The sequence below is a fragment of the Pseudomonas sp. PvP028 genome, assembly GCF_017832255.1.
Taxonomy (GTDB): Bacteria; Pseudomonadota; Gammaproteobacteria; order Pseudomonadales; family Pseudomonadaceae; genus Aquipseudomonas; species Aquipseudomonas syringae.
Map to the genome: position 1 here is coordinate 987,488 of NZ_JAFIBL010000001.1, position 26,216 is coordinate 1,013,703.

Consider the following 26,216-nt stretch of genomic DNA (forward strand, 5'->3'; position numbering starts at 1 on the left):
AGTGATCATGTCTCGTGGGTTATCCAAAAGCCTCGCCAATGCGAGTGTCAGCCTGAAATTGGCGATCGGCTTTGGTCTGGTGCTGTTGATGACGCTGATGATTTCAGCCACCGGCTGGTTCAGCAATCAGGCGCTGATCGAGCGTGGGGACCGTGTCACTGCGATTGCAGAGGTCAATGAGCTGACCCTTCAGTTGCGCATCAACCGTATGCGTTACGAGGACCTTTACAACGCAGAGACCGCAGCGCAAGTCAGAAGTACGCTCGATCAGCTCGACGCAGCACTGCAAACGGCCAGAAACCTGTTGCGCTCCGCCGAGAACCTGCAATTGCTGGATGTCCAGATTCAGGCAACCCGCGACTATCGCCAGTCGTTCGAGGACATGAGCAAGGCGATCGAAAGCCGCGAAGCCAGTCGCAGCCAGATGGGCGAAAACGCCGACAAGGCGGTGGATCAGGCCGACAGGATTGAAGCTGAGCTGCTCAAGGAAGATAACATCCTGGCCTTCAATGGCATCGTCGGCGTCAGCAAACTGATTCAGCAGGCGCGCTTTCAGGTACGTGGTTACACCTACAGCGGCCGTCCCGATTTCGAAAAGGATGCCAATAAAGCCATCGATGATGCTGTGACCGGGATCAACACGCTGGCTGGCGACATTTCTTCCACTTATTCGCCCATGCTGCAACAGGCCATCGCCGGGCTGAATGGCTACCGCGCGGCTGTGGGCCGCTACCGCGATGCCCAGGCCGCCTCCAAGGCCGCACTGGAAAAAATGACCACGCTGGGCGTCAGCATGCTCGCCACCAGCAACGACCTGATTACCCGACAGAACAAGAGCCGCGACGCAGACAGCGCCAAGTCGGTCACGATGATCGCCGCAGCGACTGCGCTGGCGTTGGTGCTGAGCATTCTCGCGGCGTGGGTCATCACTCGCCAGATCACCACCCCGCTGCAGGAGACCCTTGAGGTCGTAGAGCGGGTGGCCTCGGGCGACCTGAGCCGCAACCTCAACGTTGATCGCAAGGACGAACTGGGCAAGCTGCAGGCCACGATTCAGCGCATGACGGTGAGCCTGCGCGAACTGGTTGGCGGGATTCGCGATGGTGTCACCCAGATTGCCAGCGCAGCGGAAGAGCTGTCGGCGGTTACCGAGCAGACCAGTGCCGGGGTCAACAGCCAGAAGGTCGAGACCGATCAGGTCGCCACTGCCATGCATGAAATGACGGCGACCGTTCAGGAGGTCGCACGCAACGCCGAGGAAGCTTCGGAAGCAGCGGTGACGGCAGACCGTCAGGCCCGTGACGGGGAAAGGGTGGTCAACGAGGCCATCGCACAAATCGAGCGCCTCGCCTCTGCGGTGGGCAACTCCAGCGAAGCGATGGGCGCGCTGAAACAGGAAAGCGACAAGATCGGCAGCGTGCTGGACGTCATCAAATCGGTCGCCGAGCAGACCAACCTGCTGGCCTTGAACGCCGCTATCGAGGCAGCACGCGCCGGTGAAGCCGGTCGGGGCTTTGCGGTGGTTGCCGATGAGGTGCGCAGTCTGGCGCAGCGTACGCAAAAATCCACCGAAGAGATCGAAGCACTGATTGCCCGTCTGCAAAGCGGTACACAGCAGGCCACAGCCGTCATGGACAGCAGCCGCGAGCTTAGCACCAGCAGCGTGGAGCTGACTCGTCGGGCCGGTGGATCGCTGGAGAGCATCACCAAAACCGTCTCGGCGATCCAGGCGATGAATCAACAGATTGCGGCTGCCGCCGAAGAACAGAGCGCGACCGCCGAAGAGATCAACCGCAGCATCATCAATGTCCGTGACGTGTCCGAACAGACATCTGCGGCCAGTGAAGAAACCGCGGCGTCCAGCGTGGAACTGGCCAGACTGGGCAACCACCTTCAGGTGCTGGTGAGCCGTTTCACCGTCTGATCTGTCAGCGCACAGCCCGCGCCAGCACACGGCGCGGGCCATTTTTTTCGACAAAATGTGACACCCTTCACCCCTCCTTCGTGCTCGGAAATCTCCTACGGCCTTCTCAGGTCACGCAATGAATCGCCACGCCGATGCGCTCACAACGCACGTCCCGACGAGTTGGGAACGTGCTTTTGTTCGCTCATTGCAGGAGATTCAAATGTTCCGACTGATCAATCAAGCGCTCGGCAACATGAACGTCAGATTCAAGCTGTCCCTGGGTTTCGGCCTGGTGCTGCTATTGACGCTGATCATCACACTGACGGGCTGGCATGGCCTGTACACCATGATCGACCGCTCGGAGTCGCTCTCGGACATCGCCCAGCTCAACGGTCTGACCAAAGACCTGCGCGCCGAGCGAATCACCGACCGCGTCCAGAAAACCCCGGAGAGCACGGCGCTGGTTACAGAAAAGCTCAATGAAATGAAAGCCCAGCTCACCCTGCTGCACACACAGAGTGAGGAGGAGGCAACCATCAAGCTGCTCAACGGCCAGTTCGAGATGCTGAACAGGCTCGAAAAGACCTTCGCGGACGTTCGCGACAACCGACAGACCCGCAACCAGATACGTACGCGCCTGGAGCAGACCTCCGAACAGGCCTTGCAGGCCATCGCGCAGGTTGAGGTAGAGGTGCTCAAAAGCGTCAGCCAGGAACAGGACAGCAGCGAGCGGATGGAGGAATTCACCAACATTTCCCAACTGAGGCAGCAGGTCCAGACCGCTCGTTATCAGGTGCAGACGTATACCTTCACCACGCGCGACGCGGATGAAAGCGCAGCCATTGCGGCCATCGACGAAGCGCTTAAGGAAATCGGGCAGATCGCGCAGGATCAGGGCAACGAAAGTCTTCAGGGCCTGACGCCGGCGACTGCCGCCCTGCAGAGTTATCGGGAACGGCTAGGCGAGTTCAAGCAGATACAGACCAAGGCTGAAGCGGATCAGGAAATCATGGCGGGTCTTGGCGAAACGCTACTGGACTCCGTCGCGGCGCTGAACCGTCTGCAAACCGCCCAGCGCGACAGCGAGGCGGCCAACGCCAGCGCCATGCTGAGCAGTGTTGCAGGCCTGGCACTGCTGATCGGATTGCTTGCTGCCTGGATCATGACCCGGCAGATCACCGTACCGTTGCAACAGACTCTGGGGGCCGCAGCACGCATCGCTCAGGGCGATCTGAGCCGGGACATATCGGTCACGCGCCGTGACGAAATGGGTCAGTTGCAAGGCAGCATGCAGACCATGACCGTCAGCCTGCGCGAACTGGTTGGAGGCATCAGCGAGGGCGTATCGCAGATCGCCAGCGCGGCCGAGCAGTTGTCCGCGGTGACCAAACAGACCTGCATCGGAGTCACCAGTCAGAAAGACGAAACCGATCAGGTAGCGACGGCCATGAATGAAATGGCCGCAACCGTGCAGGAGGTCGCGCGCAATGCGCAGGAAGCGTCGCAGGCGGCCGCTCAGGCGGATCAACAGGCACGCAGTGGCGATGAAGTGGTCGGGCAGGCGATCATTCAGATCGAGCAACTGGCTCGCGAGGTGTTGAACTCCACGCAGTCGATGAGCGCGCTCAAGCAGGAAAGCAACAAGATCGTCGGCGTTCTCGATGTGATCAAGTCTGTTTCACAGCAGACCAACCTGCTGGCCCTCAATGCGGCCATTGAAGCCGCCCGCGCGGGAGAGGCCGGGCGCGGCTTCGCGGTGGTTGCCGATGAAGTTCGGGGGCTGGCGCAACGCACGCAAAAGTCCACCGAGGAAATCGAAGAACTGATCGCCGCCTTGCAAACCGGCACCCAACAGGTCGCAACCACGCTGGATAACAGCCGCACCCTGACTGATAACACGGTTGAACTGAGCCGTCGTGCGGGAGGCGCACTGGAGCAGATCACCCGCACCGTGGCGACGATCCAGCACATGAACGAACAGATCGCTGCCGCCAGCGAGGAGCAGAGCGTGGTCGCCGAACAGATCAACCGTAACGTTATCAGCGTTCGCGACATTTCCGAACAGACCGCCGCAGCCAGCGAGCAAACCGCAGCCTCAAGCATCGAACTCGCCAGACTGGGAACGCACCTGCAGACACTGGTGGGGAAATTCAGGGTGGGTTGATAGATCTGCGACGCAAGGATTCCGACGCTGGAGCGCTTGGCGTTATACACCAGCCTGCTTTTGATTCTGCCCAACGGGCGTAGGAGCGGACTTGTCCGCGAAGGGGTCGCCAAGCCTTCGAACATGCATCGCCTGAACGACCGTCTTCGCGAACAAGTTCGCTTGTATGGTAAGACTTGAAGGGAGGAGGAGGGACTTAGTTCGCTTCTGACTGTTCGCGCAGTACAGACCCGTAGGAGATTTCACCCCTCCTCCTTTCACCCAAGCGCCGATAAAGAATGCTTAAGGCTCACAACCTACGATAGAAACAAGCCTGCGCCTCTGGGTGGCCCCTTCAAGTCTGTAAACCTTATCCCCGAGGAGGCGTTATGGCAATGCGGGTTACTCTGGAAAAACCGATCATCGGTGTAGATGTCGCCAAGAATGAGTTGGTGATCTACCACGATCAATATGATCGACTTGAGGCAATCCCCAATACCAAAGTCGCCATCACACAATGGCTGAAGGCCTTGGCGAGCAGCTGCGCCATCGCCATCGAAGCCACTAACGTCTATCACGTCCTGTTCGCGGATGCGGCCCACGAAGCAGGCTGTGACGTTTATATGGTGGATGGCTATCAGCTCAGTCATTACCGTAAAGGCGTCAACATACGCGCCAAAACCGATGCCCAAGATGCTCGTTTGTTGGCCCGATACCTGAAAAACGAGCTTGATGAGTTGCGGCCCTGGATACCTGCGAGCCCGCTTTATCGGCAGCTTCTGAGCCTGTTCCGACGTCGTGCAGCCTTGGTTCAGGCTCGTACTGGCCTGGTGCAAAGCTGGACCAACGAGCCTTTTCTGAGAACAGCGTTCGCCAATCAGGTCAACTCGATGAAACGATTTGAGGCGCTCGTTGAAAAGAAGATTCGCGATGTACTGCAGGAAGCCGGTCTGATGAGGCAGGTCAACCGCTGTATGAAAGTAGAAGGGATCGGCTTTCTGACTGCAGCTCGCTTGGTCACTTCTTTTCAGCGAGGCGAGTTCAGCGGAGCGAACGCCTTTATCGCGTTTCTTGGGCTGGACCTGAAAGTATCCAAATCAGGGCAAAGTGATGGACCTCGTCGATTGACCAAACGCGGCGATCCAGAAGCCCGACGGTTGCTGCACAACGCGGCTATGTCCGGGAGCCGTACGCCGGCCTGGAAGCCTTTTTATGAAGAGCAGAGAAAGCGTGGCTTTAGTACAACTCAAGCGCTGGTCATGCTCTCCCGAAAGTTGGCTCGAGTAGTCTTCGCTCTGTTAAAGAACCAGAGCGAATATCAAACAAAAGTGGCTTGAGGGCTTTCCCAAAACCATAGAATCTCCTACTCCTCGGGCAGGAGGCCGTTTTTGATTCTGCCCAACGGGCGTAGGAGCGGACTTGTCCGCGAAGGGGCCGCCAAGCCTTCGAACATGCATCGCCTGAACGACCGTCTTCGCGAACAAGTTCGCTCCTACCCCTCGCTTGCGCGGGTCTTTACCACTAGACGCAATAAAAAAGCCCCCGACGCGCTAAGCGTCAGGGGCTCTTTTCGTAGCCGGACGGTTTTAGACCGGGACCGGCTCCGATGCTTTACCGACAGGTTGCAAAGGCAGCAAAGGCGCATGTGGATCGGCTTCGATGGAAGCTCTCCACGCGGCCAGCCACTCTTCGTGACCTTCGCTCCAGACACGCTCGTGCAAGCGGCCAAGGGCAACCGGGTCGCTCAGCAGCATCAGGCGTTCCTGATTGCCGAGTTTTGCCGGACCAACCTTGAGTGCCTGATCGACACGCTCCATACGCACCACTTCAATCGGCTGAGCCTGGCGGTGACGCGACGTTGCCAGGGCGCAAGCCAAGGCATTCTGTCGCGGGTCGACCACAGCGCGGATGAAGCCCTGTTTCAGCGCATGCCAGCGGTTCTCGTAGGTGTACTGATCCGTCGAGATCAGCTCTTGCGGCGGCTCGAACTCTTCAGGAATCAGGAAGAACTTCTCGTCACGCGCCTTGACGCCCAGATTGGTACGGCTGGAAATCACCGACACCGGAATCGACAGCATCAACGACACCACGATCGGTGCAAGCCACCACAGGAAGCTCGGGTTCAACCAGAACACCAGCAAGGCCCAGCACGCGCCCAACAGGGTTTGCGGACCGTGGCGCTTCACTGCTTCGATCCACGGCGTGGAGTCATCGTCGCGTTGCGGCGAGTTCCAGGTCGCGGCCCAGCCCAGGAAAGCGGCCAGTACGAAGCGGGTGTGGAACAGCATGCGCACCGGAGCCAGCAGCACCGAGAAGAGCATTTCCAGCAGCATCGAAACGGTGACCTTGAACTTGCCACCGAAGCCTTTCGCGCCCTTGGCCCAGATCAGAATGACGCTGAGCAGTTTAGGCAGGAACAGCAGGACAATGGTGGTCGAGAACAACGCAACGGCTTTCTCCGGGTGCCATTGTGGCCACAGCGGATACAGCTGACGTGGTTCAAGGAAGTAGGTCGGCTCCATCAGCGTGTTCACTGCGAGCAAGGCCGTGGACAACACGAGGAAGAAGAACCATAACGGCGCCGACAGGTAAGACATCACACCGGTCAGGAACACCGCACGGTGAACCGGGTGCATGCCCTTGACCAGGAACAGCCTGAAGTTCATCAGGTTGCCGTGGCACCAGCGACGGTCACGCTTGAGTTCGTCCAGCAGGTTGGGCGGCAACTCTTCGTAACTGCCTGGCAGGTCGTAGGCAATCCACACGCCCCAGCCGGCACGACGCATCAGCGCAGCTTCGACGAAGTCGTGGGAGAGGATCGCACCGGCGAACGCGCCTTTGCCGGGCAACGGCGCCAGGGCGCAGTGCTCGATGAAGGGCTTCATGCGGATGATCGCGTTGTGACCCCAATAGTGGGATTCACCCAACTGCCAGAAGTGCAGGCCGGCGGTGAACAGCGGACCATAGACCCGGGTAGCGAACTGCTGCATGCGGGCATACAGCGTGTCCATGCCCGACGCACGTGGCGCGGTCTGGATGATACCGGCGTCCGGCGTGGCTTCCATCAGGCGAACCAGACTGGTCAGACACTCACCGCTCATGACGCTGTCGGCGTCCAGCACGACCATGTAGCGGTAGTCACCGCCCCAGCGACGGCAGAAGTCGTCGAGGTTGCCGCTTTTGCGTTTTACGCGGCGGCGACGGCGACGATAGAAGATCTTGCCGAAGCCTTTGGTCTCGCGGCACACGTCCAGCCACGCCTGTTGCTCGGCAACGGCGATGTCGGTTTCGTTGGTGTCACTGAGCACGAAGAAATCGAAACGATCCAGGTCACCCGTGGCAGCTACCGATTCGAACGTAGCACGCAGACCGGCGAAAACCCGGGGCACGTCTTCGTTGCAGATCGGCATGACCAGCGCAGTACGTGCGCCCTTTTCGATCGGCTCGTTGCCAGCACTGGCACCCGAGATACGGTATTTGTCGCGACCGGTGAGCAGCTCGAGGAAGCCCATCAGCGCGGTCCAGAAACCGGCCGACACCCAACAGAACAGAATCCCGAACAACAACAGAATACTGGTCTGCAAAGCATAAGGCATGACCTGCAAGGCGGTCTGCACGAAGGTCTGACGCGTGATTTCGTCGAGCGAAACCAGCGACCAGCCCTGATATGGCAGGATACCTTTCATGTACCAGCCCGCCACGATCGTCTGACCCAGCATGAGGATCAGCAGGATGTAGCGACGGATCGAACCGACGGTACGCCAGCGCGCCTTCGGCAGATCACGCGGCAGATCATCATGCTCAGGCTTGGGCGGGTTGCCTTTGCCGGTCAGGCTACGCCAGCCGCGCACCAGAATGTTGGTGCGCCATGGCTCTGGCACGACCTTGGTCCGGCGAATCGGCGGTGTAGCCTTCAAGCACAGGCGACCGCTGGCGTCGACGCCGAGCATCTCGGCGTCCTCCAGCTGATCTGCGGTGGTCAGCGTCAGACGACGACCCACCGAAGCCTGAGCGGCCTCGGCAGGGTCATTGACCGGCTGCGCGGAAAGTCGCTCATGCAACTCGGCGAAGGTCGTGCAGCCGGCAAGTTCTGCCCGCTGCTCGTCGCTCATCGGTAAATGCGCCAGGTACTCGTTCAGAGACATTGGCACCGGTAGAGAATTACTCATCGCTCGGCAACTGATAGCTCCAGGTCTCGGTCATGACTTGCAACGTCTTGGCCGGTTCCGGATGGGTGGGTGCTGCCTCGGTTTCAGGCTGCTGAATTTCCTTACCGTCCTTGTCCTTGGCTACGTCAGCCTTGGATGCGTCGGCTTTGCCTGCATCGGCCTTGGCGACTTCGCCTTTGCCTTTGGCTGCGTCAGCTTTTGCTGCGTCAGCCTTGCCAGCTTCAGACTTAGCAGTCTCAGGCTTGGCAGCTTCCGGCTTCGGCGCGTCGGCCTTGGCGATTTCTACCTGGTCGTTGGCGGACTCCTTGGCAACTGCCGGCTTGGCAGCTTCCTTGGCGGCGGCCTTCTTCTCTTCGGCTTTGTCAGCCACGAGCAGCGCAGGTTCCTTGCCCGGTTCGGCAGGGATTTCACGCAACAGGTAAGCGCGCATTTCGGTCGGCTTGCTGGAGTCCTTGACCTTCACCCGCAGGGTCAGGCGGTAGCCTTTGGTGACCGGGTTGTAGCGCAGGTTGTTTTCCACCAGCTCGACGTTGTCGTCAGTAGTCACCTGGCTGCGAATGGTCTTGTCTTCCGGCAGTGCGGCCAGCACCGGGCCCACGAAGTCGACCAGGAAGGCAAGGCTGCCGTCCGGCTGACGAATCAGGTTGGACTGACGCACGTCACCGATGGAGCGTTGAGTCTGCTTGACCCAGCCCAGATCCGGCGAGTGAATCGAGTTTTCCTGCATGGTCCAGTGCAGACGGTAATCGAACGCCATTTCCTGGCCAGGCTCGGCCAGCGTTTCAGGCTTCCAGTAGGCTACGATGTTGTCGTTGGTCTCGTCGGCAGTCGGAATTTCGACCAGCTCGACAGTCCCTTTGCCCCAATCGCCCTTCGGCTCGATCCAGGCACTTGGACGCTTGTCGTAACGGTCATCCAGGTCTTCGTACTGGCTGAAGTCGCGGCCACGTTGCAGCAGACCGAAACCACGCGGGTTCTCGACCGAGAAGCTGCTGATGGACAGATGTTTAGGGTTGTTCAGCGGACGCCACAGCCACTCACCGTTGGCCGCCTGAATCGACAGACCGCTGGAATCGTGCAGTTCACGACGGTAGTTAGGCACACGCGAAGGCTGGTTGGCGCCGAACAGGAACATGCTGGTCAGAGGAGCAACGCCCAGCTTGTTGACCTTGTCACGCAGGAACATGCGCGACTTCACGTCAACCAGGGTGTTGGTACCCGGACGCAGGGTCAGCTGATAGGCACCGGTGGCACGCGGCGAGTCGAGCAGTGCAAAGATCACCAGATGGTTGTCATCCGGGCCTGGCTTCTCGATCCAGAATTCCTTGAAGCGCGGAAATTCTTCACCGGACGGCGAGGCAGTGTCGATCGCCATGCCGCGCGCGGAAAGGCCATAAACCTGACCCTTGCCGATCACGCGGAAGTAGCTCGCGCCCAGCATGGTCATGATTTCGTCCTGCTTGTCATCCTTGTTGATCGGATACAGGACACGGAAACCGGCATAACCCAGTTTCTCGGTGGATTTCGGGTCGATCTTCAGATCGCCGAAGTCAAAACGATTCGGGTCGTACTTGATCTCGTCGACGCTGGTCGCGGTCACTTCGTTGATTTTGACCGGCGTATCGAAGTGCATACCCTGGTGGTAGAAAGACACTTTGAACGGAGTCTTTTCACCCGCCCATTCGGCCTTGTCATCACGGAAGCGGATCTTCTGATAATCGGCGAACTTCATGTCGCGCAGCTCGTTCGGCAGATTGCTCCTCGGAGCCTCGAACTTCTGCCCGGCCATTTCTTTGGCCTTCGCCGCTACATCATCAAGGTTGAACGCCCATAGCTGACCTGCGCTGAACAGGCATACAAGGGCCGAGCTTGCCAGAAGTGCACTACGCAACCGCTTGACAGGTGTCTTTGGAGCATCACAGGGACTAACAATCACGAGCAACCCTCGCCGAAAAACAGATGAAAAAACCAACGGCCAGCTATCAATGCCGGGTTGGCGAGCATTGTTCCGACTCCGAATGGGCTTAATGATTCCCCAACCAGGTGTCAGAACCGCTTTTGTCATACCAAATGGACCAACAGTGTCGATCCCCGTAGCGCGCGATTATCCAGTAGCGCGCGCCACAACGCATCAGGTATGACAAAGAAATTTATCCCCGCAAGACAGATGAATTCAGGGGAACAACATGAAATCGTAGCTTATGTATCAAACAAAAATGTCACCGGGCCATCATTTATCAGGTGCACCTGCATGTCTGCACCAAACTGGCCCGCAGCTACCGTGGGATGCGCGATTCTGGCCTGACTCAACAGATAGTCGAACAGCTCGGCACCCAGCGCTGGAGGTGCGGCTTTAGAGAAGCCCGCACGCAACCCGCTTTTGGTGTCCGCAGCCAGCGTGAACTGGGAAACCAGCAACAAGCCGCCCCCCACCTCGCGCAAAGACAGATTCATCTTGCCTTCGGCATCGCTGAACACTCGATAATTGAGCAACTTGTGCAGCAACTTATCGGCACTGGCGCGGGTGTCTTGAGGCTCTATTCCCACCAACACCAATATGCCCTGTTCAATGGCACCCACGACCTCGGTGCCGACCTCGACGCGCGCACTTCGCACGCGCTGCAACAAACCTTTCATAGATGCCTTTCCAGACTCAAAACCAATACCGGATGACTGTTACGCTTCTTCGGGCGGCAGGTCGAGCAGGTTGCGCGCAACTTCTGCAGCGGCCCGTACCAGCGCGTCGGCGATACCCGGTTCGGCTGCCGAATGCCCGGCCTCGCGAATCACCTGCAGCTCACTGCCAGGCCAGTTCTGGTGCAGCTCCCATGCATTATCCAGCGGACAGATGACATCGTAACGACCGTGCACAATGATTGCCGGCAGGTGCGCGATCTTCGGCATGTCGCGAATCAGCTGGTTGTCTTCCAGAAAAGCGTTGTTCATGAAGTAGTGGCATTCGATGCGCGCGATAGACAACGCACGGTGCGGCTCGGCGAAGCGATCCACCACTTGCGGATTGGGGCGCAAGGTTGCGCAACGCCCTTCCCAGGTCGACCAGGCCTTGGCGGCGTGCATCTGGGCGATCTGATCCGGACCGGTGAGTCGCTTGTGGAAGGCAGCCAGAATGTTGTCACGCTCGTCCAGCGGGATCGGCGCGACATAATCCTGCCAATAGTCCGGGAACAAACGGCTGGCGCCCGCCTGATAGAACCAGTCGATTTCCTGTTGCCGGGCAAGGAATACGCCACGCAGGATCAGCGCGTGCACGCGATCGGGATGGGTCTGTGCATAGGCCAGAGCGAGGGTCGAACCCCACGAACCGCCGAACAGCACCCATTTATCGATCCCGAGGTGCTCGCGAATCGCTTCGAGGTCTTCCACCAGTTTCCAGGTGGTATTGTTTTCAAGGCTGGCATGCGGTGTGGAACGGCCGCAACCGCGCTGATCGAAGGTGACGATGCGGTACAGGTTGGGATCGAAATAGCAGCGACTGTGCGCGTCGCACCCAGAACCCGGGCCGCCGTGGATGAACACCACCGGCAACCCCTCTGGCGAGCCACTTTCATCGACGTAAAGCACATGCGGTTGTTCCACGGCCAGATCGTGCCGGGCGTAGGGTTTGATCTGCGGGTACAAAGTCTGCATAAGTGCTCCATAAGTCCAGTTCAGAGGCTTCTATTATTCTGCCGTGGGGCATCATAAACCCGAAACGAAGAATCAGCATGCTGCACGTCATTGATCAGGATGGAACGAACGATGCAAGCGTTTTGCCAATTTCACCGGTGCGCGAACCAGAGCCGTTGCGCTGGGTCGAAGCGAGAGCTATGCCATGAATTATTTCGCTTTTTTTCAGGAAATAATTGACGACACGCCTACAGTCTAAGAATCCCGTTTTCCATTCGTCAGACTACTTGAGGTTTTACCGATGTCTCAGGAACCACTTGTTCGTGACGCTGATGTGGCCGCTTTTCGCGCCGCTGTGCTCGCCAAACTCACCTACTCGGTGGGCAAGGACCCCGACCATGCGTTTGAGCATGACTGGTTTGAAGCTGTCGCCCTTGCCGCCCGCGACCATATGGTCGAACACTGGATGGACCATACGCGGCAGATCTATCGCAAGGTTCAGAAACGCGTTTATTACCTGTCTCTCGAATTCCTGATAGGCAGGCTGCTGTACGACAGCCTCAGTAACCTGGGCCTGCTCGAAGTCGCTCGCGAGGCGCTGACCGAGCTGGGTGTGGACATCGAGCGTATCCGCCTGCTTGAACCGGATGCGGCACTGGGTAACGGCGGCCTGGGTCGTCTGGCTGCGTGCTTCATGGAAAGCATGTCGACCCTGGGCATTGCGGGTCATGGTTACGGCATTCGTTACGAGCACGGCCTGTTTCGTCAGGGCATCGTCGATGGCTGGCAGCAGGAGCAGACCGAGAACTGGCTGGACTTCGGTAACCCATGGGAATTCGAACGCCCTGAGGTGGTGTACTCCATCGGCTTCGGCGGCAGTGTCGACACCGTCCCGACCGAAGCAGGCGACTCGCGTCAGGTATGGCGTCCGGGCGAGACCGTTCGGGCCATCGCCTATGACACCCCGGTAGTGGGCTGGCGCGGCAAGAGCGTCAACACCCTGCGCTTGTGGCGCGCCCGTGCGGTAGAAGACCTGCACCTGGAGCGCTTCAACGCCGGCGATCACTTCGGCGCGGTTGCCGAAGTGGTGCGCGCCGAAAGTATTTCCCGCGTGCTTTACCCGAACGATGCGACCGAAGCGGGTCAGGAACTGCGTCTGCGTCAGGAATACTTTTTCGTTTCCGCGTCGCTGCAGGACTTGCTGCGCCGCCATCTGAACCAGCACGCCACACTGACGGATCTGTCCGAGCACGCGGCGATTCAGATGAACGACACGCACCCCTCGATCGCCGTGGCCGAGCTGATGCGTCAGTTGATCGACAACCACAACATCCCGTGGGACACCGCCTGGAAAATCACCGTCGGCACTCTCGGCTACACCAACCACACCCTGCTGCCTGAAGCACTGGAAACCTGGTCGGTCGGCCTGATGGAGCGGATGCTGCCGCGCCACATGCAGATCATCTACCTGATCAACGCGCAGCATATCGACACACTGCGTGCCAAGGGCGTCGACGACGTCAACGTGCTGCGTGCCGTGTCGCTGATCGAAGAAGACAACGGTCGTCGGGTACGCATGGGCAACCTGGCGTTCCTCGGCTCGCACAGCGTCAACGGCGTTTCGGCGCTGCACACGCAACTGATGCGCAAGACCGTGTTCGCCGAGCTGCACAAGATCTATCCAGAGCGGATCAACAACAAGACCAACGGCATCACCTTCCGCCGCTGGCTGTTCCAGGCCAACCCGAAGCTGACCGAGATGCTTGTCGAGTCGCTCGGCGAGGATGTTCTGGACAACGCCGAGACGCGCCTCAAAGAGCTCGAGCCGTTCGCCGAGAAGTCGTCGTTCCGCAAGCAGATGGCCGATCAACGCCTGCACAGCAAGCGTGCGCTGGCGGCGATCATTCATGAACGTTTGGGCATTGCCGTCAATCCTGCCGCGATGTTCGACGTTCAGGTCAAGCGGATCCACGAGTACAAGCGCCAGTTGCTGAACCTGTTCCACACCGTCGCCCTGTATCAGGCCATTCGGGCCGAGCCAGGTACCGATTGGGTGCCACGGGTGAAGATCTTCGCCGGCAAGGCGGCGGCCAGCTATCACTCGGCCAAACTGATCATCAAGCTGACCAACGACATCGCGCGGACCGTGAACAACGATCCGACCGTACGCGGTCTGCTGAAAGTGGTGTTCATGCCCAACTACAACGTCAGCCTGGCGGAGAGCATCATTCCGGCGGCCGACCTGTCCGAGCAGATTTCCACCGCAGGCCTGGAAGCGTCCGGGACCAGCAACATGAAGTTCGGCCTCAACGGCGCACTGACCATCGGTACGCTGGACGGCGCCAACGTGGAAATGAGCGAGCAGGTCGGGCTCGAGCACATGTTCATCTTCGGCATGTCTTCGCAACAGGTCGAAGCCCGCAAGCAGGCAGGTGAATTCAGCGCGCATGACGATGTGGCTGCTTCCGGACGCTTGAACGATGTGCTGCAGGCGATCCGGGGTGGTGTGTTCTCGCCGGATGATCCGAACCGCTATGTGGGCCTCATCGATCAGTTGCTGGATTATGACCGCTTCCTGGTCTGCGCTGACTTCGACTCGTACTGGGCGGCCCAGGCCAAGGTCGAAGAGCGCTGGCACGACTCCAAGGAATGGTGGCGCTCGGCGGTCCTCAATACCGCACGTATGGGCTGGTTCTCCTCGGACCGGACCATCCGCGAGTACGCCGGAGACATCTGGAAGGCGCTGGACTGACGTTAAAGTTCGAAAAAACGCAGTGTGGGAGCGAGCTTGCTCGCGAAGAGGCCAGTAATGCCTCGGAAAAGAAGGCGTTTGAACCAACGTCTTCGTGAGCAAGCTCACTCCCACAAGCGCCACAAGGATCTGTCTCAGTCCTGCAGAGACTCTGGTGCCCCCGGCATAAAACATTACAAGCGATGTCCGCCCGCCCCTATATACTGCGCACGATGAACCTTCACACACCGAAAAGGATGTCGTCGCGTGCTTTGGATTTGTCTGGTGGTGGGCGGTGCGCTATTGGGCTACTCGCTCAGTTATGACGAGTGGGCCGGTACGCTGATGGGTGCAGTCATGGGCTGGGTTTTCTGGGCCGGCATTCGCGTGCGTCTGCTTGGCAGGCAATCCGCCGATCAGCTGCAGCAACTGCTCGCAACCCGCGAATCCCTCGATGTCCTTCAGCAGCGCCTGAGCGCACTCGAACGTCAGTCTGCGCCCGGCGTGCCGCCTGCGCAGGCCCCTGCGCCGCTTCCACTCGATGCAGTCATCGTCGAAGCGCCCACCGACGGCCCCGAACTGATCTGGGACCTACCGGACGAAGCGCCGCAGGCAACAACGCCTGCCGAGCCCGCACCACAGATACTCCAACCAACCAGGGCAGCAAAAGCCAATCCGCTGGACAGCGCGATCAACGCCGCAAAAGACTGGCTGCTGGGCGGTAATACCGTATTGCGCGTGGGTGTCGTGGTGCTGTTCCTCGGCCTGGCGTTTTTGCTGCGCTATGCCACCGAAGGCATGGTCGTGCCGCTTGAAGCGCGCTACGCCGCAGTGGCCGCGAGCGCCATGGCTCTGCTCGGTTTGGGCTGGTGGCTGCGGATGCGCAACGGTCCTTACGCCTTGATGCTGCAAGGCGCCGGCGTAGGGGTGCTGTACCTAACTGTCTTCGCCGCGATGAAACTGCACACCCTGCTGGACCCGACGCTGGGCTTCGCGCTGCTGGTCGCAATCACTAGTTTCTCAGCCATTCTGGCGCTGACACAGAACTCGCTGGCCCTCGCCTGCGCCGGTGCGCTGGGCGGCTTCGCGGCACCGTTGCTGGCATCGACCGGGCAAGGCAGCCATATCTCGCTGTTCAGTTACTTTGCACTGCTCAATGCGGGCATCATCGCCATCGCCTGGTTCAAGGCCTGGCGCATTCTCAACCTGATCGGCTTCTTCGGCACGTTCGGCATCGGCTTCGCGTGGGGCCTGCAGGCCTATACACCCGCATTGTTCTGGAGCACCGAGCCCTTTCTGATGGTGTTCTTCCTGATGTATCTGGCCATCGGCCTGCTGTTTGCCCGCCGCAAACTGCTGGAGCTGGACAGCGCGCCGCCCGACCACACTCGCGAAGCCATGCTGCGCTGGGCTGCCCGCCAAGGCGATTACGTCGACGGCACGCTGTTGCTGGGCACGCCGATAGCCGGGTTCGGCCTGCAATATGCGCTGGTCGAGCATCTGGAATTCGGCGCTGCGTTCAGCGCGCTTGCGCTCGGCTTGATCTACATGGCGCTGGCACGCTGGCTGGCAGCACGTGCGCCAAGCCAAACCGCCTTGCTGATGGAAACCTGCCTGGCGCTGGGCGTGGTGTTTGCCACGCTGGCGATCCCGCTGGGCCTGGGTTCGCAGTGGACAACCAGCGCGTGGGCCGTGGAAGGCGCGGCGATTTTCTGGCTGGGCTTGCGCCAACAGCGCAGGCTGGCACAGGCTTTCGGCCTGCTGCTGCAACTGGGCGCCAGCGCGATTCTGATCAGCGGCGGCACCGAGAGCTCGCCGCAAGCCTTTGCCAACGATTACTGGACGCCGATGATCCTGGCGGTCGCAGCCATGGTCAGTGCCTGGTGCGTGTTCCGCCTCAATTCGCTGACCCTCATCGATCAGCGCACCGCTCGAACACTGCTGATCATCTGGGCCGCTTTCTGGTGGATGGTCTCACTGACCAGCGCTGTGATGCTGCACGCGCCAGAGGCCTATCTGGCTGCAGCGTTTTTGCTAGCCCTTGCGCTCAGCGTGGCGCTCTGGGCGGCAATCGCCATCCGATTGCGCTGGCCGGATCTCGCCGCGCTGTGCAGCGTACTGACGCCACTCAGCGCCGCTTTGCTGATGATCTCGGTGGACCTGCACAACCATCCCGCAGGGCGCCTGGGCTGGCTGGCCTGGCTGCTGGTGTTTGCCGTGCATCTGCTGACCCTGCGCTTTCTGACCGGCATGCAATCCATCCTCGCCCGACGCGTCGCTCACACCGTGGGCTGCCTGCTTATCATCACCGTGCTGGCACTGGAACTGCGCTTAGGCCTGCTGCAACTGTCCGAACATTACAACGCCTGGCGCTGGCTGGGCTGGGCGATTGTGCCGAGCCTGTTCCTGCTGGCGATGAGCTCGACGCGCCAATGGCCGTGGCCGGTAAACGCCTGCCCCGAGGCCTATCACCTCGGGGCCGCTGCGCCGCTGGCGGTGTTGATGATGGCGTGGTTCTGGCTGGCGAATACCTTCAGCGACGGCGCGGCGGATCCACTGCCGTATATTCCGCTGCTCAACCCGCTGGAAATCGGTTTGCTGCTGTCACTGGCAGGGGTCTGCCTGTGGCTACGCAAACACGTCATGCGCCTTGGTAACGCTGCCTTGCTGATGGCTGGCGCGTCACTCTTCGCGCTGGTTACGGCAATGGTCATGCGCACGGCGCATCATTGGGCTGATGTGCCATGGAACACCGGGGCGCTGCTCGACTCCATGCGCGTTCAGGCCGGGTTGTCGATAGTCTGGACGCTGATGGCACTGGCCTTGATGATCGGCGGTCACATGCGCTCCAACCGCCAGCTGTGGCTGGGCGGTGCAGCGTTGATCGGGGTGGTGGTGGTCAAGCTGTTCTTCGTCGAGCTGAGCAATCGCGGCGGCATGGAGCGCATCGTCTCGTTCATCGGCGTTGGCATTTTGCTATTGGTGGTGGGATATTTCGCACCTTTACCGCCGAAACACTCTGTCACAGAGGTCGGCGAAAAACCCGGCCCAGGCCCGACTGCCGCACCGGACACGCTATGAGGAAACCGTTCTTGAGTCATCCTGCCATGAAGATCGCCGTGCTTGGCCTGGCCTTGTGCACGGCGATAACCGCCCTCGCCCAGGACAAACCGGCGGACTTCGCCAGCCAGACGCCGCTAAGCCTGAGCGGCGAAGGACCGTGGTATCGCATCGAGTTGCCGCTTGCCGTCCAGTTGAATGCCCGGCAGACCGATCTGAGCGATGTACGCGTGTTCAATGCAGAGGGCCAGCCGCAGGCTTACTCGATCACGCCGCGCCAGCCCGCGCCCGAACAGGAGCCGACGCCGATCGAAGTCAACGGGTTTGCCCTGTACAGCACACAGGAGGCAGGCGACACCGCACCGGTCATCCGTATCGAGCGCTCCAGCAACGGCAGCGTGATCGAGGTCCAGCCACAAAGCGATATCGAAGCAGGCGAAGAAGTGCTGCGCGGCTGGTTGCTGGACACCAGCGCAATCAAGGCACCGCTTGAACAACTGGTCATCGACTGGAGCACCGAGCGGGAGGGCTTCCAGAATTTCAGCATCGAAGCCAGTGACGACCTGCAGCACTGGCGCAACTGGGGCGAAGGACAGGTTGCGCGGCTGTCGTTTGCCGACGAAGTGGTCGAACAGCGCGAAGTCGGCCTGCCCGGCCAGAGCGCCCGCTATCTGCGCCTGCTGTGGCGTTCCCCGCACAGCGCGCCGCTGCTGATCTCTGCGCACCTGCTGAGCGCCAGCAGCGACACTCCGACCACACCGCTGACCTGGTCGCCACCGGTCAAGGGCAGCGTCGAAAGCCCCAACGAGTATGTCTGGCAACTGCCCACCGGCTTGCCGATAGGCCGCGTCAAAATCGACATCACCCAGCCCAACAGCCTGGCACCGGCGACGCTCTACGGCCGGCTCGATGCCGGGAAGCCCTGGCAGCCGATCAGCAGCGGCCTGCTGTATCGCTTGTCGCAGAACAACAGCGACGTTTTGCAGGACCAGCTGCAACTGTCCGGACGCATCGTTCAGCAGCTCAAGCTGGTGGTGGATGATCGTGGCGGCGGACTGGGCAGTGAAGCGCCGCAGTTGAGTGTGGCCGTGCCTGCCACGGAGGTGGTGTTCCTGGCGCGCGGTAACGGGCCATTCACCCTGGCAATCGGCAACCCGAGCGTCAAGGCTGCCAACCTGTCGCTGGCCACGCTGATTCCTGACCTGAGTGCGGAAAAGCTCGCGACTCTCGGCACAGCGAGCCCAGCCACAGCGGCTGTGGCCAACATGTCCGCTGCGCCGATCGCTGTGCAACAAAGTACTGACTTCAAACGCTTGGGGCTTTGGGCCGTGCTGCTGCTTGGCGTGGTGTTCCTTGGCTGGATGGCGTTCAGCACGCTGCGCGCTGCAAAACGCTGAAACAGGCGGCCTGTCAGGCGCGGTTCGCCTGACATCTGAACTGAAACAGTCTTAAGCCAGTCTCATAGCAGTATTACGTCGCCACTCGCGTTAAACTGCGCGGGTTTTCATACCCCTATTTTCGGAGCTATCCATGTCCCGCGTCACACTAAGTCGTTACTTGATTGAGCAGACTCGCAGCAACAACACCCCTGCCGATCTGCGCTTCCTGATCGAAGTTGTGGCGCGCGCATGTAAGGAAATCAGTCACGCCGTCTCCAAAGGCGCGCTGGGCGGCGTACTGGGCAGCATGGGCACCGAAAACGTTCAGGGCGAAGTGCAGAAAAAACTCGATGTAATCTCCAACGAGATTCTGCTCGAAGCCAACGAGTGGGGCGGTCACCTGGCCGGTATGGCGTCCGAAGAAATGGACAACGCCTACCAGATCCCGGGCAAATACCCGAAGGGTGCCTACCTGCTGGTTTTCGACCCGCTGGACGGCTCGTCGAACATCGACATCAACGCACCGGTCGGCACTATCTTCTCGGTACTGCGCTGCCCGAACGAATACCTGAGCCAGAACGAAGCGCTGAATGAAAAGGCCTTCCTGCAGCCAGGCACCGAACAGGTCGCCGCCGGTTACGCCATCTACGGCCCGCAAACCATGCTGGTCCTGACCTTGGGCGATGGCGTGAAAGGCTTCACCCTGGACCGCGAGATGGGCAGCTTCGTGCTGACTCACGAAGACATCACCATCCCGGAGTCCACTCAGGAGTTCGCGGTCAACATGTCCAACCAGCGCCACTGGGAAGCCCCGGTACAGCGCTACGTGAGCGAGCTGCTGGCCGGTGAAGACGGTCCGCTGAAAAAGAACTACAACATGCGCTGGGTCGCGGCGATGGTGGCCGACGTACACCGTATCCTGACCCGTGGCGGCCTGTTCATGTACCCGCGCGACAGCCGCGAGCCTTCCAAGCCGGGCAAGCTGCGCCTGATGTACGAAGCCAACCCGATGTCCTTCCTGGTCGAACAGGCTGGCGGTGCGTCCACTGACGGCCATCAGCGTATTCTCGACATTCAGCCTGAAGGCCTGCACCAGCGCGTTGCGGTGTACCTGGGTTCCAAGGAAGAAGTCGAGCGCGCCACCGCGTATCACAAAGCGTAAGACGCCTTATGCACCGGTGGTGGTCGGGCCATGCTCGATCACCACCGCGTGAGTCAATGCCAGGCAAAACAAGCAGCCCGCCCTTCGCCCAGCCCCTTCTGCGGGCCAACTGTCTGATCCACGGCATAAATCCTTGCGCCGTCCGGGAACCAGATTCCCTTTTTCTCTTCTAAGCTTGCGGTATTGCGCCAGCGCCAGACTGCACCGGCTTGCACTGCGACGCGACCCCCTTCCGTTCAGGAGCTACATCCATGTCCTTGCGTTCTGTCGCGTTAATCTCGTTCTGCGTCCTGCTGGCTGCCTGCAGCAAGATCACTCAGGAAAACTACTCCAAACTGTCCGCTGGCATGCCTAAGGCTCAAGTCGAGTCCTTGCTGGGCAGCCCGACGGAATGTTCCGGTGCGCTGGGCATGTCGAGCTGCACCTGGGGCGACCAGAACACCTTTATCAGCGTGCAGTACGCAGCGGACAAGGTTGTGCTGTTCTCGGGCCAGGGTCTGAAATAACACATGATCAAGGTACTGGTACGTTTTGGAATTTGTGTCATGGCCAGCTTTTTGGCCATCGGTTTTGCCCACTCGGCTGACAATCTCGAGCCCAAGACTGTCGACAGCGTCGACCTCAAGCAGTATCAGGGCACCTGGTACGAGATCGCCCGCCTGCCGATGTTCTTCCAGCGCAAGTGCGCTCAGTCCGAGGCCCGTTACACGCTCAAGGATGACGGCAATATCGCGGTGACCAACCGCTGCCGCACGATTGAAGGCAAGTGGGAAGAAGCCACCGGGACCGCCTCACCGCAGGTTCCAGGCAAGACCGACAAGCTGTGGGTTGTGTTCGACAACTGGTTCTCGCGCCTGCTGCCGAGCGTTGCCAAAGGTGATTACTGGATTCTGGACGTCAGCGAAGGCTACCGGACCGCCGTGGTCGGCAACCCGGATCGCAAGTACCTGTGGCTGTTGTCGCGTACACCGACCGTGTCTGCCTCGGTCAGGGAAGACATGCTCAGCAAGGCCCGCCAGCAAGGCTATGACACCTCACGCCTGATCTGGCGCGAGGATGACTCGAAGATCGGCAAGGGCGAGAAGTAACCGAATCGGGATTCTGGCTAAGCCCGGCAGGAGCGAACTTGTTCGCGAAGACGGTCGTTCGAACGATAAATTTCAGAACGCTTTCCGGCCCCTTCGCGAACAAGTTCGCTCCCACGGCCTTCGGCCAGAAGCAGAAGCGGACTCGTGGATAACGCCGAGTGCTCTGCGTCCTCCCTTGCATCAGCCCAGCAACTCCCTCAACACCTGCGCGAACTCGCGGCTGCTTTGTTCTTCTGCGGCGTGTCGCCCTTCGCGTATGACCCACCGCCCGTTGACCGCCACGTCGCGGATCTGCCGATCGCTGCCAGCGAACAGCCAGCGGTTGAGGATGGCGTCGTCCGACGCCGTGGCGATGTACGGGTCGTTGCCATCCAGCACCAGCCAGTCCGCGCGCTGCCCCACTTGCAGCGTCCCCATCTGCTGCCCCAATGCCTGCGCGCCACCGGCGAGTGCAGCGTCGTATAGCGTGCGACCAACCATGGGCTGATCGCTCCGATATAGCCGGTTACGGCGCTGATCGCGCAGACGCTGGCCGTATTCCAGCCAGCGCAGTTCTTCGACCACGCTGAGCGAGACGTGACTGTCCGAACCGATCCCCCAGCGACCGCCCTGAGCAATGTAGTCCACCGCCGGAAAGATCCCGTCGCCGAGGTTGGCTTCAGTGGTCAGGCATAACCCTGCCACTGCGCCGCTTTGCGCCATCAGGGCCACTTCATCCGCCTCGGCATGGGTCGCATGGACCAGGCACCAACGGTTATCCACTGGCGCGTTTTCATACAGCCATTGCAGCGGGCGTCGACCACTCCAGCTCAGGCAGTCATCGACTTCCTTCTGCTGCTCCGCGATATGAATATGCACCGGACACTGCCGGTCACTGGCCGCCAGCACCTCACTGATCTGCTGCGGCGTCACCGCGCGCAGCGAGTGGAAGCACAGCCCCAGCTGCTGCGCAGGCTGAGCCGCCAGAACCGGACGTAAACGAGCCTGCAGATCCAGATAGCTGTCGGTGCTGTGGATAAAACGCCGCTGGCCCTCGTTGGGCGCCTGCCCGCCAAAACCGGAATGGCTGTACAGCACCGGCAGCAAGGTCAGGCCGATACCGACCGAACCGGCTGCCTGGCTGATCTGCAGCGCGAGCTCGGCAGAGTCGGCATAGGGTTTGCCATCGCTGTCCTGATGCACGTAATGAAATTCGGCAACCGAGGTGTAGCCGCCCTTGAGCATCTCGATGTACAGCTGGCGAGCGATAACGCCCAGTTGCTGCGGGCTGATGCGCCCCACCAGGCGATACATCAGGTCGCGCCAGGTCCAGAAACTGTCGTTAGGGTTACCCGCCACTTCCGCCAGCCCGGCCATTGCGCGCTGGAACGCGTGGGAGTGCAGGTTCGGCATGCCAGGCAGTAAAGGCCCGTGAACCTTCTCGGCGCCCTGCTGCTCGGCATTGGCCTCGACGCGGGTCAAAATACCGTCCTGACCGACCTCCAGGCGAACGTTGCTGGCCCAGCCGTCGGAGAGTAACGCGCGCTCGGCAAAGAAGGCTGACATTGACTTCACACCTCATCACTGTAATTTGTATATACATATACAGACGTTTGAGTGACCGGTAAACCGTCTGCATGCTTGCCGAGCAGCTGCTTAATGGTTAGCGTGGACGCTTTGCAGCGTCTGAATGCTCTCGAAAACACCGTCTCGAACAACAAGGACTCCCACGTGTCGACTCCGCCCGCCGCTTCTTCCCTGGCAGCCCAGATGGGCGAAAGTCCTGCACCCTTGTACGCCCGCGTGAAACAGATGATCGCCTTGCAAATCCAGAACGGCACCTGGCCGCCGCACCACCGTGTGCCGTCGGAAAGCGAACTGGTGACGCAACTGGGCTTCAGCCGCATGACCATAAACCGGGCACTGCGCGAGCTGACCGCCGAGGGCCTGCTGGTACGCATGCAGGGCGTCGGCACCTTTGTCGCCGAACCCAAGAGCCAGTCGGCGCTGTTCGAAGTGCACAACATTGCCGACGAGATCGCCGCGCGTGGCCATCGCCATACCTGCAAGGTCATGGTCCTCAAGGAGGAAGCCGCTGGCTCCGAGCGCGCCCTGGCGCTGGACATGCGTGAAGGCCAGCGGGTCTTCCACTCGTTGATCGTGCATTACGAGAACGACATCCCGGTGCAGATCGAGGACCGCTTCGTGAACGCCCAGGTCGCTCCGGACTACCTCCGGCAGGACTTTACCCTGCAGACGCCTTACGCCTACCTCTCGCAGGTTGCGCCGCTCACCGAAGGCGAGCATGTGGTCGAGGCGATTCTCGCCGAAGCCGATGAATGCAGGCTGTTGCAGATAGAGGCGGGAGAACCCTGCCTGCTGATTCGCCGCCGTACCTGGTCAGGCCGTCAGCCGGTCACCGCCGCGCGCCTGATCCACCCCGGCTCCCGCCATCGCCTGGAAGGACGCTTTACCAAATGAGCCAGACCCGCATTTTGCGCGCCGTCGACTACCCGCGCATGCCGTGGAAGAACGGCGGAGGCAGCACGGAAGAAATCGCTCGCGACGCCGGCCAGGACCTGGACGGTTTCGGCTGGCGGCTGTCGATTGCCGACATCGAAACCTCGGGCGGTTTTTCGGTGTTCGCCGGTTATCAGCGCATCATCACGGTCCTTCAGGGCGCGGGCATGACGCTGGACGTGGATGGGCTGAGCAGTCGTCCGCTGCTGCCATCGGACCCGTTTGCATTCATCGGTGACAGCCAGGTCAATTGCACCTTGCTGGACGGGCCGATTCGCGATTTCAACCTGATTTATGCCCCACACCGCTACACTGCACGCCTGCACTGGATAGACGTGCGTCACCCGCAACGCCTGTTCAGTTCAGCCAGCACCCTGGTGCTGTTCAGCATGGCCGAGCAAGTGGCGATCAGCGTCGACAGTCAGCCGTGGGAAATCCTCGGCAAACACGATTGCGCTCAGGTGGACAACGCTGGCGGTTTGCTGGAAGTCGAACTGCAATCACCTCGCGCCAGCCGTTGCTGCCTGATCGAGCTCACCGCCACAGGCCAGTAAGCGCCTGTCTGCAGACGTTATAAAACCAGCTTTTCGTTCAAGGACGACCATGACTCAAGTTCCGAACCGGGAAACGCCCAGAGGCATTGCCATCCTCGCCGGCTTCCTCGCCTCCGAATCAGCCGGCGGCATCGTGTTGATGGCCGCTGCGCTGGCGGCATTGATCGTTGCCAACTCGCCTCTGTCTGCCGGCTATTTCTCGATCCTGCACAGCGTCTGGCTGGGCCTCTCGGTCGAGCTGTGGATCAACGACGGGCTGATGGCGATCTTCTTCCTGATGGTCGGCCTGGAAATCAAACGTGAAGTCCTCGCCGGTGGTCTGGCGACCTGGGGGCAACGCGCCCTGCCCGGCTTTGCAGCCGCAGGCGGGATGCTGGTGCCTGCGCTGATCTACATCGCGATCAATTGGGGCAATCCGCAGACCCTGAGCGGCTGGGCGATCCCGGCAGCCACCGACATAGCCTTCGCCCTCGGCGTGCTGTCGCTGCTCGGCAATCGGGTGCCGACCTCGCTGAAGGTGTTTCTGGCCGCGCTGGCGATCCTCGACGATCTGGGCGCCGTGACGATCATCGCCTTCTTCTACAGCTCCGGTCTGAACCTGCCGATGCTGGCCGCCGCCTTCGTGACGCTGGCGGTGCTGATCGTCATGAATCGTTTGAACGTGCGCCGTCTGCTGCCTTATCTGCTGCTCGGCGCGCTGCTGTGGTTCTTCGTCCTGCAATCGGGTGTGCATGCCACGCTGGCCGGTGTCGCCCTGGCGCTGTGCATCCCGATGGGCAAGCCCGAGGAAGAAGCCCGCTCGCCCCTGCTGTTCCTCGAAGAAAAGATGCACTGCTGGGTGGCCTTCGCCGTGGTGCCGATCTTTGGTTTTGCCAATGCGGGCGTGTCGCTGGCCGGCATCACCTTGGGCAACCTGATCGATCCTGTGCCGCTGGGCGTTGCGCTGGGGCTGTTCGTGGGCAAGCAGATCGGCGTTTTTCTCGCCGCCGTGCTGGCCATCCGCGCCGGGCTGGCAGTATTGCCGGAGGGCAGCAACTGGGTGCAGCTGTACGGCGTGGCGATTCTGTGCGGCATCGGTTTCACCATGAGCCTGTTCATCGGCAACCTGGCGTTCCCCGGCTCGCAACACCTGATCGACGAGGTGAAGGTCGGCGTACTGATCGGCTCGGGGCTGGCCGCGATTGCCGGAATTGTGCTGCTGCGCAGCCGTTTCAGTCGGGCCTGAAAAAATATTTTCAAATCACTGCATCCAGATGGGTTTCTCGCGGGTAGTACATTCAGCAGCCACTTCGAGTTGCTGAGCGCGGTCAAACCTTCTGGAGATTTCTGCATGAACGCAAAACGCTTGCTCTGCCTTGCTGGTACCACCCTGGCCTTCACTTGCCTGTCGTCTGTTGCCATGGCTCAGACCGACCTCCCCGAAAGCGTCCGTGTGCCGGCTGGCAACAAGGTCGGCATGCAAACCACCGGGGTTGGCGAGATCACCTACGAGTGCCGCGCCAAGGCCAACATGCCCAACGAAATGGAGTGGGCGTTCGTCGGCCCCAAAGCAGTGCTCAACGACAAGAGCGGCAAACAGGTCGGCACCTACTACGGCCCGCCTGCTACCTGGGAAGCCAAAGACGGTTCCAAAATAACCGGCACCCAGGTTGCCGTGGCCCCTTCGAGCACTGGCAACCTGCCGTACCAGCTGGTCAAGGCCAACCCGGCCGAAGGCAAGGGCGCAATGACCGGCGTCACGTACATTCAGCGTGTGGCCCTGAAAGGCGGCGTTGCCCCGGCCAAAGCCTGCGCAGAGAGCAACAAGGGCGCGAAGGAAGTGGTCAAGTATCAGGCCGACTACCTGTTCTGGACTGCGAGCTGATAGCCATCACTAACCGGGTGACCGCTTAGCATTA

The 26,216-nt window shown here is 60.5% G+C and carries 18 protein-coding genes; 13 read left to right on the forward strand and 5 right to left on the reverse strand.

The annotated features are described in order from the left end of the window. Positions 1–7: 7 nt before the first annotated feature. The 3 genes from JOE34_RS04400 (at position 8) to JOE34_RS04410 (ending at position 5,386) form a co-directional block, all read left to right on the forward strand. A complete protein-coding gene (locus tag JOE34_RS04400; RefSeq protein ID WP_096113175.1) occupies positions 8–1,924 on the forward strand; it encodes a methyl-accepting chemotaxis protein in 1,917 nt (638 codons plus the stop codon). Between the two features lie 202 nt (positions 1,925–2,126). Next, positions 2,127–4,070 carry a methyl-accepting chemotaxis protein gene (locus tag JOE34_RS04405; protein WP_024961479.1) on the forward strand — a complete coding sequence of 648 codons (1,944 nt, stop codon included), beginning with the start codon at positions 2,127–2,129 and terminating at the stop codon, positions 4,068–4,070. A 368-nt stretch (positions 4,071–4,438) separates the two neighbouring features. Further along, on the forward strand, positions 4,439–5,386 hold the full coding sequence (locus tag JOE34_RS04410; protein ID WP_209995143.1) for an IS110 family transposase: 948 nt from the start codon (positions 4,439–4,441) through the stop codon (positions 5,384–5,386). Between the two features lie 249 nt (positions 5,387–5,635). On the opposite strand, the gene mdoH is transcribed toward JOE34_RS04410, so the two are convergent. The 4 genes from mdoH to pip form a co-directional block, all read right to left on the reverse strand. Next, positions 5,636–8,218 carry a glucans biosynthesis glucosyltransferase MdoH gene (mdoH, locus tag JOE34_RS04415; RefSeq protein ID WP_003427702.1) on the reverse strand — a complete coding sequence of 861 codons (2,583 nt, stop codon included), beginning with the start codon at positions 8,216–8,218 and terminating at the stop codon, positions 5,636–5,638. Continuing rightward, positions 8,211–10,154, reverse strand: coding sequence for a glucan biosynthesis protein G (locus JOE34_RS04420; RefSeq protein ID WP_024649753.1), 1,944 nt, complete (start codon positions 10,152–10,154; stop codon positions 8,211–8,213). The genes mdoH and JOE34_RS04420 overlap by 8 nt, the downstream gene beginning before the upstream one ends. Before the next feature lie 263 nt (positions 10,155–10,417). Further along, entirely contained in the window at positions 10,418–10,855 is a 438-nt protein-coding gene (gene dtd, locus JOE34_RS04425) for a D-aminoacyl-tRNA deacylase (RefSeq protein ID WP_003317268.1), read from the reverse strand. A gap of 39 nt (positions 10,856–10,894) precedes the next feature. After that, positions 10,895–11,866: a prolyl aminopeptidase gene (gene pip / locus JOE34_RS04430; RefSeq protein WP_003365948.1), complete on the reverse strand. Its 972-nt coding sequence runs from the start codon at positions 11,864–11,866 to the stop codon at positions 10,895–10,897. A gap of 280 nt (positions 11,867–12,146) precedes the next feature. Here pip and JOE34_RS04435 point away from each other — a divergent pair, with 280 nt between their 5' ends. The 6 genes from JOE34_RS04435 (at position 12,147) to JOE34_RS04460 (ending at position 21,265) form a co-directional block, all read left to right on the forward strand. Next, the gene (locus JOE34_RS04435) at positions 12,147–14,597 is read left to right on the forward strand and encodes a glycogen/starch/alpha-glucan phosphorylase (RefSeq protein ID WP_003427706.1); all 2,451 of its coding nucleotides are present in this window, start codon (positions 12,147–12,149) and stop codon (positions 14,595–14,597) included. Positions 14,598–14,843: 246 nt separating this feature from the next. Next, positions 14,844–17,657: a DUF2339 domain-containing protein gene (locus JOE34_RS04440; protein WP_209995144.1), complete on the forward strand. Its 2,814-nt coding sequence runs from the start codon at positions 14,844–14,846 to the stop codon at positions 17,655–17,657. A gap of 26 nt (positions 17,658–17,683) precedes the next feature. After that, the gene (locus JOE34_RS04445; protein WP_209996829.1) at positions 17,684–19,033 is read left to right on the forward strand and encodes a DUF3999 domain-containing protein; all 1,350 of its coding nucleotides are present in this window, start codon (positions 17,684–17,686) and stop codon (positions 19,031–19,033) included. A gap of 133 nt (positions 19,034–19,166) precedes the next feature. Further along, a complete protein-coding gene (locus JOE34_RS04450; RefSeq protein WP_003341445.1) occupies positions 19,167–20,177 on the forward strand; it encodes a class 1 fructose-bisphosphatase in 1,011 nt (336 codons plus the stop codon). Positions 20,178–20,428: 251 nt separating this feature from the next. Continuing rightward, positions 20,429–20,683: an outer membrane protein assembly factor BamE gene (bamE, locus tag JOE34_RS04455; protein ID WP_003304592.1), complete on the forward strand. Its 255-nt coding sequence runs from the start codon at positions 20,429–20,431 to the stop codon at positions 20,681–20,683. A gap of 3 nt (positions 20,684–20,686) precedes the next feature. After that, positions 20,687–21,265 carry a lipocalin family protein gene (locus JOE34_RS04460; RefSeq protein WP_003304589.1) on the forward strand — a complete coding sequence of 193 codons (579 nt, stop codon included), beginning with the start codon at positions 20,687–20,689 and terminating at the stop codon, positions 21,263–21,265. 180 nt (positions 21,266–21,445) lie between these two features. On the opposite strand, the gene JOE34_RS04465 is transcribed toward JOE34_RS04460, so the two are convergent. Further along, on the reverse strand, positions 21,446–22,810 hold the full coding sequence (locus tag JOE34_RS04465; protein ID WP_209995146.1) for a formimidoylglutamate deiminase: 1,365 nt from the start codon (positions 22,808–22,810) through the stop codon (positions 21,446–21,448). Positions 22,811–23,014: 204 nt separating this feature from the next. On the opposite strand from JOE34_RS04465, the gene hutC reads away from it, so the two are divergent. From hutC to JOE34_RS04485, 4 genes are all read left to right on the forward strand, one after another. Further along, on the forward strand, positions 23,015–23,725 hold the full coding sequence (hutC, locus tag JOE34_RS04470) for a histidine utilization repressor (protein WP_161420743.1): 711 nt from the start codon (positions 23,015–23,017) through the stop codon (positions 23,723–23,725). Beyond that, a complete protein-coding gene (locus JOE34_RS04475; protein ID WP_010414219.1) occupies positions 23,722–24,318 on the forward strand; it encodes a HutD family protein in 597 nt (198 codons plus the stop codon). The genes hutC and JOE34_RS04475 overlap by 4 nt, the downstream gene beginning before the upstream one ends. A 49-nt stretch (positions 24,319–24,367) precedes the next feature. Next, positions 24,368–25,543, forward strand: coding sequence for a Na+/H+ antiporter NhaA (gene nhaA, locus JOE34_RS04480; RefSeq protein WP_096114323.1), 1,176 nt, complete (start codon positions 24,368–24,370; stop codon positions 25,541–25,543). Between the two features lie 105 nt (positions 25,544–25,648). Further along, positions 25,649–26,182, forward strand: a complete 534-nt coding sequence (locus tag JOE34_RS04485; RefSeq protein WP_003392415.1) for a DUF3455 domain-containing protein — start codon at positions 25,649–25,651, stop codon at positions 26,180–26,182. The last annotated feature ends 34 nt before the right edge of the window (positions 26,183–26,216 follow it).

Coding starts and splice junctions, on each gene's coding strand:
- mdoH (WP_003427702.1), bottom strand. CDS start 8,218: ATGAGTAATTCTCTACCGGTGCCAATGTCTCTGAACGAGTACCTGGCG.
- JOE34_RS04450 (WP_003341445.1), top strand. CDS start 19,167: ATGTCCCGCGTCACACTAAGTCGTTACTTGATTGAGCAGACTCGCAGC.
- JOE34_RS04465 (WP_209995146.1), bottom strand. CDS start 22,810: ATGTCAGCCTTCTTTGCCGAGCGCGCGTTACTCTCCGACGGCTGGGCC.
- nhaA (WP_096114323.1), top strand. CDS start 24,368: ATGACTCAAGTTCCGAACCGGGAAACGCCCAGAGGCATTGCCATCCTC.
- JOE34_RS04475 (WP_010414219.1), top strand. CDS start 23,722: ATGAGCCAGACCCGCATTTTGCGCGCCGTCGACTACCCGCGCATGCCG.
- pip (WP_003365948.1), bottom strand. CDS start 11,866: ATGCAGACTTTGTACCCGCAGATCAAACCCTACGCCCGGCACGATCTG.
- JOE34_RS04460 (WP_003304589.1), top strand. CDS start 20,687: ATGATCAAGGTACTGGTACGTTTTGGAATTTGTGTCATGGCCAGCTTT.
- JOE34_RS04485 (WP_003392415.1), top strand. CDS start 25,649: ATGAACGCAAAACGCTTGCTCTGCCTTGCTGGTACCACCCTGGCCTTC.
- bamE (WP_003304592.1), top strand. CDS start 20,429: ATGTCCTTGCGTTCTGTCGCGTTAATCTCGTTCTGCGTCCTGCTGGCT.
- JOE34_RS04445 (WP_209996829.1), top strand. CDS start 17,684: ATGAAGATCGCCGTGCTTGGCCTGGCCTTGTGCACGGCGATAACCGCC.
- hutC (WP_161420743.1), top strand. CDS start 23,015: ATGGGCGAAAGTCCTGCACCCTTGTACGCCCGCGTGAAACAGATGATC.
- JOE34_RS04405 (WP_024961479.1), top strand. CDS start 2,127: ATGTTCCGACTGATCAATCAAGCGCTCGGCAACATGAACGTCAGATTC.
- JOE34_RS04400 (WP_096113175.1), top strand. CDS start 8: ATGTCTCGTGGGTTATCCAAAAGCCTCGCCAATGCGAGTGTCAGCCTG.
- JOE34_RS04435 (WP_003427706.1), top strand. CDS start 12,147: ATGTCTCAGGAACCACTTGTTCGTGACGCTGATGTGGCCGCTTTTCGC.
- dtd (WP_003317268.1), bottom strand. CDS start 10,855: ATGAAAGGTTTGTTGCAGCGCGTGCGAAGTGCGCGCGTCGAGGTCGGC.
- JOE34_RS04410 (WP_209995143.1), top strand. CDS start 4,439: ATGGCAATGCGGGTTACTCTGGAAAAACCGATCATCGGTGTAGATGTC.